Consider the following 14,869-nt stretch of genomic DNA (forward strand, 5'->3'; position numbering starts at 1 on the left):
CCCTAATCACTAATCACTAATCGGCAACTCAGTGGTGTACTTCTTCTGGCGCAGCACCAGCGAGCTGTTGGTCGACTTGACACCCTTGAGCTTGAGCAGCTTTTGCATCATGAAGCGCTCCAGCGCTTCCATGTCCTGGGCAACGATGCGCAGCAGGTAGTCTTCACTGCCGGTGATGGCGTAGCACTCCATCACCTCCGGCGACTGCTCGACAAACTCATCAATCGCAGCAATGCTGGCGTCGCTGTGATCCAGCAGCGACAGGTGGATAAAGGCCATGGTTTGCATGCCCAGCTTGTGGCTGTCCAGCAGGGCCACATAACGGTTGATAACGCCGCTGTCCTCGAGCTTTTTAAGCCGCCGCCAGCAGGGTGCGGTGGACAGACTGGTGCGCTCGGCCAGTTCCTGATTGCTGATACGGCCGTTGCGCTGCAATTCGCGCAGCATACGGCGATCCGTTTTATCCAGTTTAATTGTTTCAGACATTTTATTTCTCAAAATAAAATATATAGGCAATATCCTTTCAAAGATTGCGGTGTTTTGTACAACAGCGCAAGCAAATTTCCCGCGCTCTTCGATACTCTAATGAGGTATGGAATGCTGTTCAGGAGCCCACCATGAAAACCACAAGCCGCTACCAGGCTCACCAACCCGACGCCCAGGGCATGATTCCCTACAGCGCCGAGGAAGACGCGGTCTGGAAGATTCTGTTCAGCCCTCAGCAGGCACGGGCCAAGCGCTATTGCAGCCGGGTATTCACCGAGGGCCTGGCCCAGCTGGCACTGAGCCCGCAGCGGATTCCACAGTGCGTCGAGGTATCACAACGCCTGCAGCAGGCAACGGGCTGGAGCGTCACGCCGGTCCCTGCGCTGATCGGTTTCGACCGTTTCTATCAGCTGCTGTCCGCCCGCATCTTCCCGGCGGCCTCCTTTATCCGTTCGCGCGATGAACTGGAATACCTGCAGGAGCCGGATATTTTTCACGAGATCTTCGGCCACACCCCCTTGCTGGCCCATCCGCAGATCGCCGAATTTTCGCACCACATAGGCGTGCTGGGCACCCAGGCCCGCCCTCAGGATCATGTCTGGCTGGCCCGGCTCTACTGGTTTACCGTAGAGTTTGGCCTGATTCGCGAAAACGGCGGCCTCAAGGCCCTGGGCGCCGGGCTTGCGTCTTCGGCCAGCGAGCTGCCCTACGCCATCGAAAGCCCGCAGGCACAGCGCCAGCCGTTTGATTTGATGGATGTGTTGCGCACGCCCTATCGAATCGACATTCACCAGCCCCTGTACTTTGTGCTCGAAGGCATCGACCAGCTACGCGACCTGATCAGCACCGACATACTGGGGACTATCCACCATGCCCAGGCACTGGGGCTGCATCCGCCCCGCTACGCTCCCAAAGCCACGCTAAACTGATGCACTAAAACAGCAGTCTCAATTGTAACGCCAGCCTTCTTCACGGCGGCAATCCACGAACACCAAGGAGGACATCCCCATGAGCGACTCATTCTGCGATCTTGCCGGCCAGACCTGCGTACCCTGCGAAGGTGGCATTGCGGCACTGACTGCTGCCGAAGCCAAGGCATTAATGCCCCAGCTGCACCAGGACTGGGAGCTGGCCGATGATGCCAGCTATATAGAACGGGATTTTCGCTTCAAGGGCTTTGCCAAGGCTGTATATACCACCAATGCCGCCTGCTTTCTGGCCGACCAGCAAAACCACCACCCGGATATTCGCATGGGCTGGGGTTACTGTACGGTGCGTTTTTGCACCCACGCCGTGAACGGCCTGTCGGATAACGACTTTATCTGTGCCGCCAAGCTGGATGCCATCGTCGGCAACTGAGCCCGCTGCCCAGACACAAAAAAGCCGGCATCAGCCGGCTTTTGGGTTTCAGGCCAGACAACAGGCGCTAGCTGTTGTCCACCGTCAGATTGCCGCTGGCAATCAGCGCATCTATATCAGTACCGCTAAGGTCGGTCAGGTTAATCACCTGATCTGCCTTGGTTGCCGCCTCGCTTGCATCAGCAGCATTCATATTGCCGCTGGTGCTGACGTAAAGCGTGCTGTCGGTGCCGTTGTCATCCAGATACAGATAGGCATCCAGGGTCGCCTCGGTTTCACCAACCAGCAGATCCGACAGATCAAGCACATCACCTTCCGATGGATTGAAGTCCGTCACCGTATCTTCGGCGAACAGGCCTGATCCCACGCCACCCTCATCACCATCGCTCCAGACGAAGAGATCCGCACCATCGTGCCCCGTGAGGATATCGTTGCTGGCGGTGCCAAAGAGCGTATCGCTGCCCGAAGTGCCCTCGATCAGCGCCGAACCGTTGTCCGTGGCGTTCACATTCACCGAGAAGCTGGCCGAGGCCGAGTCGCCATCCGAATCGGATCCGCTGAGCGTGAAGTCCAGCGCATAGTCATCCGGGAACTCGCTGGTGACGTACTTGCCGGACAAGCCGGTGATCTTGAAGCTGACACCAGCATTCGCCGGGAACAGCTGCATATATTCCACCTCCCGCGACGGATCCGCTGCCATGGTGATGCTGTAATCAGCCCCGATCGCTTCAGCATAAGTATCGTCAGGGCCAGTGGTGTAGTGAATTCTGATACCGACCGTATCAGTGATCTTCACGCCCGCGGTGTTGGAAATCTGGATGGTCAGTTCCGACAGCACCCCGGTTCGGCCTGCCACCTGCTGCACGTCAAAGCGCAGCACATCAGTCTTGTTGCCATGCATGACGTTATCGCTCACCCCCAGATCGGTGGACGAGATGGTCAGCGTATCGGCAACCCCCTGCGACTTCCCGGTCACCACAATCTCAAACTCGCCACCGAACTGGGCCGCGCCGAAGGTGTATGAGGCCAGGTTCGAGCCCCCGGAAATGCCGCTCAGCAAGCTGGATGTTTCCTTCTCGATCACCGGGTCCGGCGTGACCATGTTGAAGTCATAGGTGCCATCGGCGTTGACCTGCAGCGTAAAGAAGGTGAATGAATCCCCACCTTCTTCATACAGGCCCTTGTACAGCTGGTAGCTGGCATTCGAGCCCGCCGCATCATGCTCAAGGCTGTAGCCGGGCCTTGCATTGGTCCACTGCAGCGCACTGCCATCAAAGCTGTCAGCAAAGGACTGCACATCAGCCCCGACATCGAACGCATAAGTGCCGCTATAAGTACCGGTCTCATTGGCGATCGCCAGGTTAGTCGTCGCCAGCGACGGACCATCATCCGCGAACTGGACGTTCCCGCCCAGGTCGATGGTTTTGGTGCTGGTCGCCGAATCGCCATCACCATCGGTGATCGAATAGGTGACCTGGAGGTTCACCAGACCATTGCTCAGAATCAGCACATCACTCTCAAAACCCGACGTACTGGCCGTAGCATGATCCAGCGCCTGATGCTGGCTTAGAGTCACTTTGCCATCAGCGTCGACACTGAGACTGAACACCACCGAGGCATCCACACTGCCAGGATTGGTGGTCGCCGTTGAACCTACCAGGGTGCCGTCTGCCAGGGTGTACAGATACACCGCTTCGGAACCGCTGGTCAGCAGACTGTCGGCTCCCTGGGACGTCAGGCTCAGCACATAACTGAGTCCGCTGGCCTGAACACTATCAGCACCGGAGCTCAGCGAAGCAATGATGGCAACCCCAAAGGCCGCATTGCTGGTTGCTGTATCGGTCAGACTACCGACCGTGTCAGCATCCTGCGTTTTAAGGGTTACCCGGCTATCACTGCCGATTGTCAGAGTGACCGTCGGACCATCATCCGCGAAGCTGACCGTGCCCCCCAGGTCGACGCTCTGGCTATTGCTGGTACTGTCACCATCATTGTCGGTGATTGTGGCCGTACCGGTCAGGTTCACCAGGTTACTGGCAAGACTCAGTACATCATCGTCATAAGCGCCTTCGGTCTCGGCAATACCGTGATCCAGCGCCGCATACTGACTCAGAGTGACGACACCTGCACTGTCCACACCCAGACTGAATACCACTGCGTCATCGATAACCACCGGGGCTGTTGGGCTGGTACTGCCAACAATGGTGCCGTCGGCCAGCTGATACAATTTGACAGCAACGCCGCCACTCTTAAGACCGGATGCCGTACCTGAAACGACGCTCAGACTCAGCGCATAATTCCAGCTGATGGCGCCGGACTGACCATCAGCCCCGCCTGCGCTACTGCTAACACTGAAGACGCCGTCAAATGCCGCTGCACTGGTGGCCGTATCAGGGTTTGCATCATCCCCCGTATCCGCGTCCTGCGTCAGCAGGCTGACACCATCAAGACTGCCGGCGGCAACACTGATGCTCGGCACATCGTCGATGATGTCGATGGTGATAGTGCTGTCAGCGGAGCTGAGGCTGCCGTCGAACACGCTGAGGCTGAACGTGTCCTGCTCGGTGACGCCGTCCACGTCGCTGGTCGGACCGCTCAGCTGGTAGCTGTAGCCGGCCACACCGGTGCTGCTGTTGTAGCTGTCGATGGTCAGGTTGCCATGACCGTTGGCACCGGGGATGACGCTGCCGACCAGGTCGGCGATGGCGATGGTGGTGCCGTTGATGGTGAGGCTCACCAAGTCATCCAGGCCATCGGCGTCGGACAGGGTGAAGCTGCCGGTGGCGGCATCGCTGCCATCGCCCGCGGCGGAACCGCCGGCCAGACCCGCTTCGTTGACGCTGTCGTTGCCGCCGCCCACGTTACCCGGATCCACGCTTACACCCGGACCGTCGTTGCTGCCGTTGATGGTCAGGGTCAGGGTCGCGGTGTCGGTGTCGCCATCGGCATCGGTGATCTGGTAGCTGAACGTCTCGGTCAGGCTCTGACCGTCGTCCAGCCCCTGCACCGCGGCGTTGCTGGTGTTGAGCGTATAGCTGTAGCCGCCGTTACCGTTGTCGGTGAAGCTGCCGTACTGGCCAGTGGTGCTGCCGGTCCACTGCACGAAGGTCACCGGGGCATCGGCACCGGCTTCATCGTTGGCGTGCAGGTCGTTATCCAGCACGTTGCCGCTGATGGCGGCGCTGGCGTCTTCGCCCAGGCTGTTGCTGTCATCCACCGCCAGCGGTACATCGTCGGTGATGTCGATGGTGATGGTGCTGTCAGCGGAGCTGAGGCTGCCGTCGAACACGCTCAGGCTGAACGTATCCTGCTCGGTGACGCCGTCCACGTCGCTGGTCGGACCGCTCAGCTGGTAGCTGTAGCCGGCCACGCCGGTGCTGCTGTTGTAGCTGTCGATGGTCAGGTTGCCATGACCGTTGGCACCGGGGATGACGCTGCCGACCAGGTCGGCGATGGCGATGGTGGTGCCGTTGATGGTGACGCTGACCAGGTCATCCAGGCCATCGGCGTCGGACAGGGTGAAGCTGCCGGTGGCGGCATCGCTGCCATCGCCGGCGGCGGAACCGCCGGCCAGACCCGCTTCGTTGACGCTGTCGTTGCCGCCGCCCACGTTACCCGGATCCACGCTTACACCCGGACCGTCGTTGCTGCCGTTGATGGTCAGGGTCAGGGTCGCGGTGTCGGTGTCGCCATCGGCATCGGTGATCTGGTAGCTGAACGTCTCGGTCAGGCTCTGACCGTCGTCCAGCCCCTGCACCGCGGCGTTGCTGGTGTTGAGCGTATAGCTGTAGCCGCCGTTACCGTTGTCGGTGAAGCTGCCGTACTGGCCAGTGGTGCTGCCGGTCCACTGCACGAAGGTCACCGGGGCATCGGCACCGGCTTCATCGTTGGCGTGCAGGTCGTTATCCAGCACGTTGCCGCTGATGGCGGCGCTGGCGTCTTCGCCCAGGCTGTTGCTGTCATCCACCGCCAGCGGTACATCGTCGGTGATGTCGATGGTGATGGTGCTGTCAGCGGAGCTGAGGCTGCCGTCGAACACGCTCAGGCTGAACGTATCCTGCTCGGTGACGCCGTCCACGTCGCTGGTCGGACCGCTCAGCTGGTAGCTGTAGCCGGCCACACCGGTGCTGCTGTTGTAGCTGTCGATGGTCAGGTTGCCATGACCGTTGGCACCGGGGATGACGCTGCCGACCAGGTCGGCGATGGCGATGGTGGTGCCGTTGATGGTGACGCTGACCAGGTCATCCAGGCCATCGGCGTCGGACAGGGTGAAGCTGCCGGTGGCGGCATCGCTGCCATCGCCGGCGGCGGAACCGCCGGCCAGACCCGCTTCGTTGACGCTGTCGTTGCCGCCGCCCACGTTACCCGGATCCACGCTTACACCCGGACCGTCGTTGCTGCCGTTGATGGTCAGGGTCAGGGTCGCGGTGTCGGTGTCGCCATCGGCATCGGTGATCTGGTAGCTGAACGTCTCGGTCAGGCTCTGACCGTCGTCCAGCCCCTGCACCGCGGCGTTGCTGGTGTTGAGCGTATAGCTGTAGCCGCCGTTACCGTTGTCGGTGAAGCTGCCGTACTGGCCAGTGGTGCTGCCGGTCCACTGCACGAAGGTCACCGGGGCATCGGCACCGGCTTCATCGTTGGCGTGCAGGTCGTTATCCAGCACGTTGCCGCTGATGGCGGCGCTGGCGTCTTCGCCCAGGCTGTTGCTGTCATCCACCGCCAGCGGTACATCGTCGGTGATGTCGATGGTGATGGTGCTGTCAGCGGAGCTGAGGCTGCCGTCGAACACGCTCAAGCTGAACGTATCCTGCTCGGTGACGCCGTCCACGTCGCTGGTCGGACCGCTCAGCTGGTAGCTGTAGCCGGCCACGCCGGTGCTGCTGTTGTAGCTGTCGATGGTCAGGTTGCCGTGACCGTTGGCACCGGGGATGACGCTGCCGACCAGGTCGGCGATGGCGATGGTGGTGCCGTTGATGGTGACGCTGACCAGGTCATCCAGGCCATCGGCGTCGGACAGGGTGAACGTGCCGGTGGCGGCATCGCTGCCATCGCCGGCGGCGGAACCGCCGGCCAGACCCGCTTCGTTGACGCTGTCGTTGCCGCCGCCCACGTTACCCGGATCCACGCTTACACCCGGACCGTCGTTGCTGCCGTTGATGGTCAGGGTCAGGGTCGCGGTGTCGGTGTCGCCATCGGCATCGGTGATCTGGTAGCTGAACGTCTCGGTCAGGCTCTGACCGTCGTCCAGCCCCTGCACCGCGGCGTTGCTGGTGTTGAGCGTATAGCTGTAGCCGCCGTTACCGTTGTCGGTGAAGCTGCCGTACTGGCCAGTGGTGCTGCCGGTCCACTGCACGAAGGTCACCGGGGCATCGGCACCGGCTTCATCGTTGGCGTGCAGGTCGTTATCCAGCACGTTGCCGCTGATGGCGGCGCTGGCGTCTTCGCCCAGGCTGTTGCTGTCATCCACCGCCAGCGGTACATCGTCGGTGATGTCGATGGTGATAGTGCTGTCAGCGGAGCTGAGGCTGCCGTCGAACACGCTCAGGCTGAACGTATCCTGCTCGGTGACGCCGTCCACGTCGCTGGTCGGGCCGCTCAGCTGGTAGCTGTAGCCGGCCACACCGGTGCTGCTGTTGTAGCTGTCGATGGTCAGGTTGCCATGACCGTTGGCACCGGGGATGACGCTGCCGACCAGGTCGGCGATGGCGATGGTGGTGCCGTTGATGGTGACGCTGACCAGGTCATCCAGGCCATCGGCGTCGGACAGGGTGAACGTGCCGGTGGCGGCATCGCTGCCATCGCCGGCGGCGGAACCGCCGGCCAGACCCGCTTCGTTGACGCTGTCGTTGCCGCCGCCCACGTTACCCGGATCCACGCTTACACCCGGACCGTCGTTGCTGCCGTTGATGGTCAGGGTCAGGGTCGCGGTGTCGGTGTCGCCATCGGCATCGGTGATCTGGTAGCTGAACGTCTCGGTCAGGCTCTGACCGTCGTCCAGCCCCTGCACCGCGGCGTTGCTGGTGTTGAGCGTATAGCTGTAGCCGCCGTTACCGTTGTCGGTGAAGCTGCCGTACTGGCCAGTGGTGCTGCCGGTCCACTGCACGAAGGTCACCGGGGCATCGGCACCGGCTTCATCGTTGGCGTGCAGGTCGTTATCCAGCACGTTGCCGCTGATGGCGGCGCTGGCGTCTTCGCCCAGGCTGTTGCTGTCATCCACCGCCAGCGGTACATCGTCGGTGATGTCGATGGTGATGGTGCTGTCAGCGGAGCTGAGGCTGCCGTCGAACACGCTCAGGCTGAACGTATCCTGCTCGGTGACGCCGTCCACGTCGCTGGTCGGACCGCTCAGCTGGTAGCTGTAGCCGGCCACACCGGTGGCGCTGTTGTAGCTGTCGATGGTCAGGTTGCCATGACCGTTGGCACCGGGGATGACGCTGCCGACCAGGTCGGCGATGGCGATGGTGGTGCCGTTGATGGTGACGCTGACCAGGTCGTCCAGGCCATCGGCGTCGGACAGGGTGAACGTGCCGGTGGCGGCATCGCTGCCATCGCCGGCGGCGGAACCGCCGGCAAGACCGGCTTCGTTGACGCTGTCATCAGGGCCCGCGGCACCGTTCTGGCCGTTACCCGGGTCCACGCTTACACCCGGACCGTCGTTGCTGCCGTTGATGGTCAGGGTCAGGGTCGCGGTGTCGGTGTCGCCATCGGCATCGGTGATCTGGTAGCTGAACGTCTCGGTCAGGCTCTGACCGTCGTCCAGCCCCTGCACCGCCGCATTGCTGGTGTTGAGCGTGTAGCTGTAGTCGCCGTTACCGTTGTCGGTGAAGCTGCCGTACTGGCCGCTGGTGCTGCCGGTCCACTGCACGAAGGTCACCGGGGCATCGGCACCGGCTTCGCCGTTGGCGTGCAGGTCGTTGTCCAGCACGTTGCCGCTGATGGCGGCGCTGGCGTCTTCGCCCAGGCTCTTGCCGTCGTCTACCGCCAGCGGTACATCGTCGGTGATGTCGATGGTGATGGTGCTGTCGGCGGAGCTGAGGCTGCCATCGAACACGCTCAGGCTGAACGTGTCCTGCTCGGTAACACCGTCAACGTCGCTGGTCGGACCGCTCAGCTGGTAGCTGTAGCCGGCCACACCGGTGGCGCTGTTGTAGCTGTCGATGGTCAGGCTGCCGTGACCGTTGGCACCGGGGATGACGCTGCCGACCAGGTCGGCGATGGCGATGGTGGTGCCGTTGATGGTGACGCTGACCAGGTCATCCAGGCCATCGGCGTCGGACAGGGTGAAGCTGCCGGTGGCGGCATCGCTGCCATCGCCGGCGGCGGAACCGCCGGCCAGACCCGCTTCGTTGACGCTGTCGTTGCCGCCGCCCACGTTACCCGGATCCACGCTTACACCCGGACCGTCGTTGCTGCCGTTGATGGTCAGGGTCAGGGTCGCGGTGTCGGTGTCGCCATCGGCATCGGTGATCTGGTAGCTGAACGTCTCGGTCAGGCTCTGACCGTCGTCCAGCCCCTGCACCGCGGCGTTGCTGGTGTTGAGCGTATAGCTGTAGCCGCCGTTACCGTTGTCGGTGAAGCTGCCGTACTGGCCAGTGGTGCTGCCGGTCCACTGCACGAAGGTCACCGGGGCATCGGCACCGGCTTCATCGTTGGCGTGCAGGTCGTTGTCCAGCACGTTGCCGCTGATGGCGGCGCTGGCGTCTTCGCCCAGGCTGTTGCTGTCATCCACCGCCAGCGGTACATCGTCGGTGATGTCGATGGTGATGGTGCTGTCAGCGGAGCTGAGGCTGCCGTCGAACACGCTCAGGCTGAACGTATCCTGCTCGGTGACGCCGTCCACGTCGCTGGTCGGACCGCTCAGCTGGTAGCTGTAGCCGGCCACGCCGGTGCTGCTGTTGTAGCTGTCGATGGTCAGGCTGCCATGACCGTTGGCACCGGGGATGACGCTGCCGACCAGGTCGGCGATGGCGATGGTGGTGCCGTTGATGGTGACGCTGACCAGGTCATCCAGGCCATCGGCGTCGGACAGGGTGAAGCTGCCGGTGGCGGCATCGCTGCCATCGCCGGCGGCGGAACCGCCGGCCAGACCCGCTTCGTTGACGCTGTCGTTGCCGCCACCCACGTTACCCGGATCCACGCTTACACCCGGACCGTCGTTGCTGCCGTTGATGGTCAGGGTCAGGGTCGCGGTGTCGGTGTCGCCATCGGCATCGGTGATCTGGTAGCTGAACGTCTCGGTCAGGCTCTGACCGTCGTCCAGCCCCTGCACCGCGGCGTTGCTGGTGTTGAGCGTATAGCTGTAGCCGCCGTTACCATTGTCGGTGAAGCTGCCGTACTGGCCAGTGGTGCTGCCGGTCCACTGCACGAAGGTCACCGGGGCATCGGCACCGGCTTCATCGTTGGCGTGCAGGTCGTTATCCAGCACGTTGCCGCTGATGGCGGCGCTGGCGTCTTCGCCCAGGCTCTTGCCGTCGTCTACCGCCAGCGGTACATCGTCGGTGATGTCGATGGTGATGGTGCTGTCAGCGGAGCTGAGGCTGCCATCGAACACGCTCAGGCTGAACGTGTCCTGCTCGGTAACACCGTCAACGTCGCTGGTCGGACCGCTCAGCTGGTAGCTGTAGCCGGCCACACCGGTGGCGCTGTTGTAGCTGTCGATGGTCAGGTTGCCATGACCGTTGGCACCGGGGATGACGCTGCCGACCAGGTCGGCGATGGCGATGGTGGTACCGTTGATGGTGACGCTGACCAGGTCATCCAGGCCATCGGCGTCGGACAGGGTGAAGCTGCCGGTGGCGGCATCGCTGCCATCGCCGGCGGCGGAACCGCCGGCCAGACCCGCTTCGTTGACGCTGTCGTTGCCGCCGCCCACGTTACCCGGATCCACGCTTACACCCGGACCGTCGTTGCTGCCGTTGATGGTCAGGGTCAGGGTCGCGGTGTCGGTGTCGCCATCGGCATCGGTGATCTGGTAGCTGAACGTCTCGGTCAGGCTCTGACCGTCGTCCAGCCCCTGCACCGCGGCGTTGCTGGTGTTGAGCGTATAGCTGTAGCCGCCGTTACCGTTGTCGGTGAAGCTGCCGTACTGGCCAGTGGTGCTGCCGGTCCACTGCACGAAGGTCACCGGGGCATCGGCACCGGCTTCATCGTTGGCGTGCAGGTCGTTGTCCAGCACGTTGCCGCTGATGGCGGCGCTGGCGTCTTCGCCCAGGCTGTTGCTGTCATCCACCGCCAGCGGTACATCGTCGGTGATGTCGATGGTGATGGTGCTGTCAGCGGAGCTGAGGCTGCCGTCGAACACGCTCAGGCTGAACGTATCCTGCTCGGTGACGCCGTCCACGTCGCTGGTCGGACCGCTCAGCTGGTAGCTGTAGCCGGCCACGCCGGTGCTGCTGTTGTAGCTGTCGATGGTCAGGTTGCCATGACCGTTGGCACCGGGGATGACGCTGCCGACCAGGTCGGCGATGGCGATGGTGGTGCCGTTGATGGTGACGCTGACCAGGTCATCCAGGCCATCGGCGTCGGACAGGGTGAAGCTGCCGGTGGCGGCATCGCTGCCATCGCCGGCGGCGGAACCGCCGGCCAGACCCGCTTCGTTGACGCTGTCGTTGCCGCCGCCCACGTTACCCGGATCCACGCTTACACCCGGACCGTCGTTGCTGCCGTTGATGGTCAGGGTCAGGGTCGCGGTGTCGGTGTCGCCATCGGCATCGGTGATCTGGTAGCTGAACGTCTCGGTCAGGCTCTGACCGTCGTCCAGCCCCTGCACCGCGGCGTTGCTGGTGTTGAGCGTATAGCTGTAGCCGCCGTTACCATTGTCGGTGAAGCTGCCGTACTGGCCAGTGGTGCTGCCGGTCCACTGCACGAAGGTCACCGGGGCATCGGCACCGGCTTCATCGTTGGCGTGCAGGTCGTTATCCAGCACGTTGCCGCTGATGGCGGCGCTGGCGTCTTCGCCCAGGCTCTTGCCGTCGTCTACCGCCAGCGGTACATCGTCGGTGATGTCGATGGTGATGGTGCTGTCAGCGGAGCTGAGGCTGCCATCGAACACGCTCAGGCTGAACGTGTCCTGCTCGGTAACACCGTCAACGTCGCTGGTCGGACCGCTCAGCTGGTAGCTGTAGCCGGCCACACCGGTGGCGCTGTTGTAGCTGTCGATGGTCAGGTTGCCATGACCGTTGGCACCGGGGATGACGCTGCCGACCAGGTCGGCGATGGCGATGGTGGTACCGTTGATGGTGACGCTGACCAGGTCATCCAGGCCATCGGCGTCGGACAGGGTGAAGGTGCCGGTCGCAACATCGCTGCCATCGCCGGCGGCGGAACCGCCGGCCAGACCCGCTTCGTTGACGCTGTCGTTGCCGCCGCCCACGTTACCCGGATCCACGCTTACACCCGGACCGTCGTTGCTGCCGTTGATGGTCAGGGTCAGGGTCGCGGTGTCGGTGTCGCCATCGGCATCGGTGATCTGGTAGCTGAACGTCTCGGTCAGGCTCTGACCGTCGTCCAGCCCCTGCACCGCGGCGTTGCTGGTGTTGAGCGTATAGCTGTAGCCGCCGTTACCATTGTCGGTGAAGCTGCCGTACTGGCCAGTGGTGCTGCCGGTCCACTGCACGAAGGTCACCGGGGCATCGGCACCGGCTTCATCGTTGGCGTGCAGGTCGTTATCCAGCACGTTGCCGCTGATGGCGGCGCTGGCGTCTTCGCCCAGGCTCTTGCCGTCGTCTACCGCCAGCGGTACATCGTCGGTGATGTCGATGGTGATGGTGCTGTCAGCGGAGCTGAGGCTGCCATCGAACACGCTCAGGCTGAACGTGTCCTGCTCGGTAACACCGTCAACGTCGCTGGTCGGACCGCTCAGCTGGTAGCTGTAGCCGGCCACACCGGTGGCGCTGTTGTAGCTGTCGATGGTCAGGTTGCCATGACCGTTGGCACCGGGGATGACGCTGCCGACCAGGTCGGCGATGGCGATGGTGGTACCGTTGATGGTGACGCTGACCAGGTCATCCAGGCCATCGGCGTCGGACAGGGTGAAGGTGCCGGTCGCAACATCGCTGCCATCGCCGGCGGCGGAACCGCCGGCCAGACCCGCTTCGTTGACGCTGTCGTTGCCGCCGCCCACGTTACCCGGATCCACGCTTACACCCGGACCGTCGTTGCTGCCGTTGATGGTTACAGTCAGGGTGGCACTCTGCTCAGCGTTAAAGCCATCGGTAACGGTGTAGGTGAACGTTTCAGTCAGCGATTCGCCATCATCCAATGCCTGAGCCGGAGTAGCTTCACCCGGGGTCAGGACATAGCTGTAGCTGCCATCTGCATTCAGAGTCAGGCTGCCATAGAGTCCCTGCAGCACCGTAGCGCTGCCATCCGTCACGGTCAGGCTGGTGCCGTCAAGCTCAACGCGAACAACCTGCAGCGTATCGCCATCTGCGTCCGTATCAGCGACATCCCCAGCCGAAGCGCCCGTAATCACATTGCCGGCAGTAGACGCGGACAGCCCTTCGGTCAGGGCGTTGGTATCGGAATTGGCAACAGGGGTGGAGTCATCATTTTCGATGGTAATGTCGAGACGATCAGCAGTACCGTCAACAGTGGCATTGGTGGCACTGACCAGAACCAGCTCAAAGGTTTCATCGCCTTCATCGAAGTGATCCATCACGATTTCGACAGTGATCTCAGCGCTGAGCTGGCCTGCCGGAATGGTCACGGTATTCGTCAGGGATCCGTTTACCCAGTCGCTCGGTGTGGTCGCGGTGCCGGAACGCAGCTCGTAGGTAACCGTAACGTCCTGTCCATGGGGCTGATCGAGCGTCACTACGAAGGTCAGACTGCGGGTCTGGCTGCCATCACCGCTATCGGTACCCTCAGGCACGACGACGGAGTTGCCATTAACGGTTACCGGGAAGGCTCCATCGGGATCCTTTATGGTCACAGTCACCACCGGTTCAACCTCGAGACCCTGATCCTCGGTGCGAATCTCACTGATGCTGCGATCAAGCCCACTGGTGTTGAATCCCGCCTGGGGGCTGACTTCCTGGCCGGTACGATCCAGCAGTACAAACCGACTGCCGGAATCCCCCGGACCCGTATCACCGGTGCCAGGTGCCTGGCCGGCAGCGGTGGCTTCGGCGATAGCCGTCGGATCCTCACCCGCCAGGATGGCGCTCTGAATGGCATCAACTTCACCTACCGACACCAGCGCCTTGGCAACACTGTCACCGGAAGCCACCGACTCGGACGGGTCGAAACGCGCGCTATCGGCATGAAACTCCGGTGCGACCAGAACTTCCTGCCCGGCCACAAGCTCAACCGCTTCACCGGCACGATTGGCCAGTTCGATACGGCCACCGCTGGCCACGCGCACCAGATCGCCTTCAAATACAGGATCGCCAACACTCAGAATGCGCTCACTGCCGTCGGCAGCAATTGCAACGGCGGTACCGATAACGGACGTTACGGTCGCGGCAACAAGCGGCTGAGCGTCGCCGGCGCCATCTGGCCCGGCGACAGCCTGGGATATCTGCAGCTCTTCACCGCCTTCGAGCACCAGCCGGTCGCCCGCTACACTGCTGATCTCAACCCGCGCGCCCTCGTCGGTACGCAAGGTTTCGTGCAGATAAACGGTATCACCCAGCGCAAGCACGCGCTCGCTGCCATCCTGGCTCACGGCCACTACAGCCCCGGTAATAGAGCTAACAGTACCCGCAACGTCCGTAATCGCCATGAACCACCTCTGTTATGAATTCGTATCTTTTTCAGGTTGTCCGCACCATAGGCCATATGGGCAAGCAGACCTATTGTACCGAGGTACAGGTAGACTAAACCCTAACATTCGTCTCCTATTACAGACAGCCTGTTTATGACTTATAAAAAATATACGGTTACAGATGAGAAGTGGGTCACATTTTTATCAATGTGACAAAATGACTACAGGCTAACTAAACCATAATTCCGCTCATGAGTCTGATGCCCTGAGCAGGAGAAACACAGTAATAACGGGCCACAGAGCGCGTTATACCCTGGG

The 14,869-nt window shown here is 62.2% G+C and carries 4 protein-coding genes; 2 read left to right on the plus strand and 2 right to left on the minus strand.

Annotated features, from left to right (window positions below):
- Positions 1-9 precede the first annotated feature (9 nt).
- Entirely contained in the window at positions 10-486 is a 477-nt protein-coding gene (locus A8C75_RS20235; RefSeq protein ID WP_067386169.1) for an Lrp/AsnC family transcriptional regulator, read from the minus strand.
- A gap of 44 nt (positions 487-530) precedes the next feature.
- Between A8C75_RS20235 and phhA the strand changes: the two genes are divergently transcribed.
- Entirely contained in the window at positions 531-1,415 is an 885-nt protein-coding gene (phhA, locus tag A8C75_RS20240) for a phenylalanine 4-monooxygenase (protein ID WP_227819974.1), read from the plus strand.
- A 79-nt stretch (positions 1,416-1,494) separates the two neighbouring features.
- On the plus strand, positions 1,495-1,845 hold the full coding sequence (locus A8C75_RS20245; protein WP_067386171.1) for a 4a-hydroxytetrahydrobiopterin dehydratase: 351 nt from the start codon (positions 1,495-1,497) through the stop codon (positions 1,843-1,845).
- 67 nt (positions 1,846-1,912) lie between these two features.
- Here the strand turns inward: A8C75_RS20245 and A8C75_RS20250 are convergent, their stop codons facing one another.
- Positions 1,913-14,569 carry a retention module-containing protein gene (locus A8C75_RS20250; RefSeq protein ID WP_067386172.1) on the minus strand — a complete coding sequence of 4,219 codons (12,657 nt, stop codon included), beginning with the start codon at positions 14,567-14,569 and terminating at the stop codon, positions 1,913-1,915.
- Between the last annotated feature and the right edge of the window lie 300 nt (positions 14,570-14,869).

It is taken from the genome of Marinobacterium aestuarii (assembly GCF_001651805.1).
In the GTDB taxonomy this organism is placed as follows: Bacteria; Pseudomonadota; Gammaproteobacteria; order Pseudomonadales; family Balneatricaceae; genus Marinobacterium_A; species Marinobacterium_A aestuarii.

What these genes read in the sequence shown, in the direction of transcription:
- A8C75_RS20250 (WP_067386172.1), bottom strand. Translation starts at nt 14,569, where the DNA reads ATGGCGATTACGGACGTTGCGGGTACTGTTAGCTCTATTACCGGGGCT.
- A8C75_RS20235 (WP_067386169.1), bottom strand. Translation starts at nt 486, where the DNA reads ATGTCTGAAACAATTAAACTGGATAAAACGGATCGCCGTATGCTGCGC.
- A8C75_RS20245 (WP_067386171.1), top strand. Translation starts at nt 1,495, where the DNA reads ATGAGCGACTCATTCTGCGATCTTGCCGGCCAGACCTGCGTACCCTGC.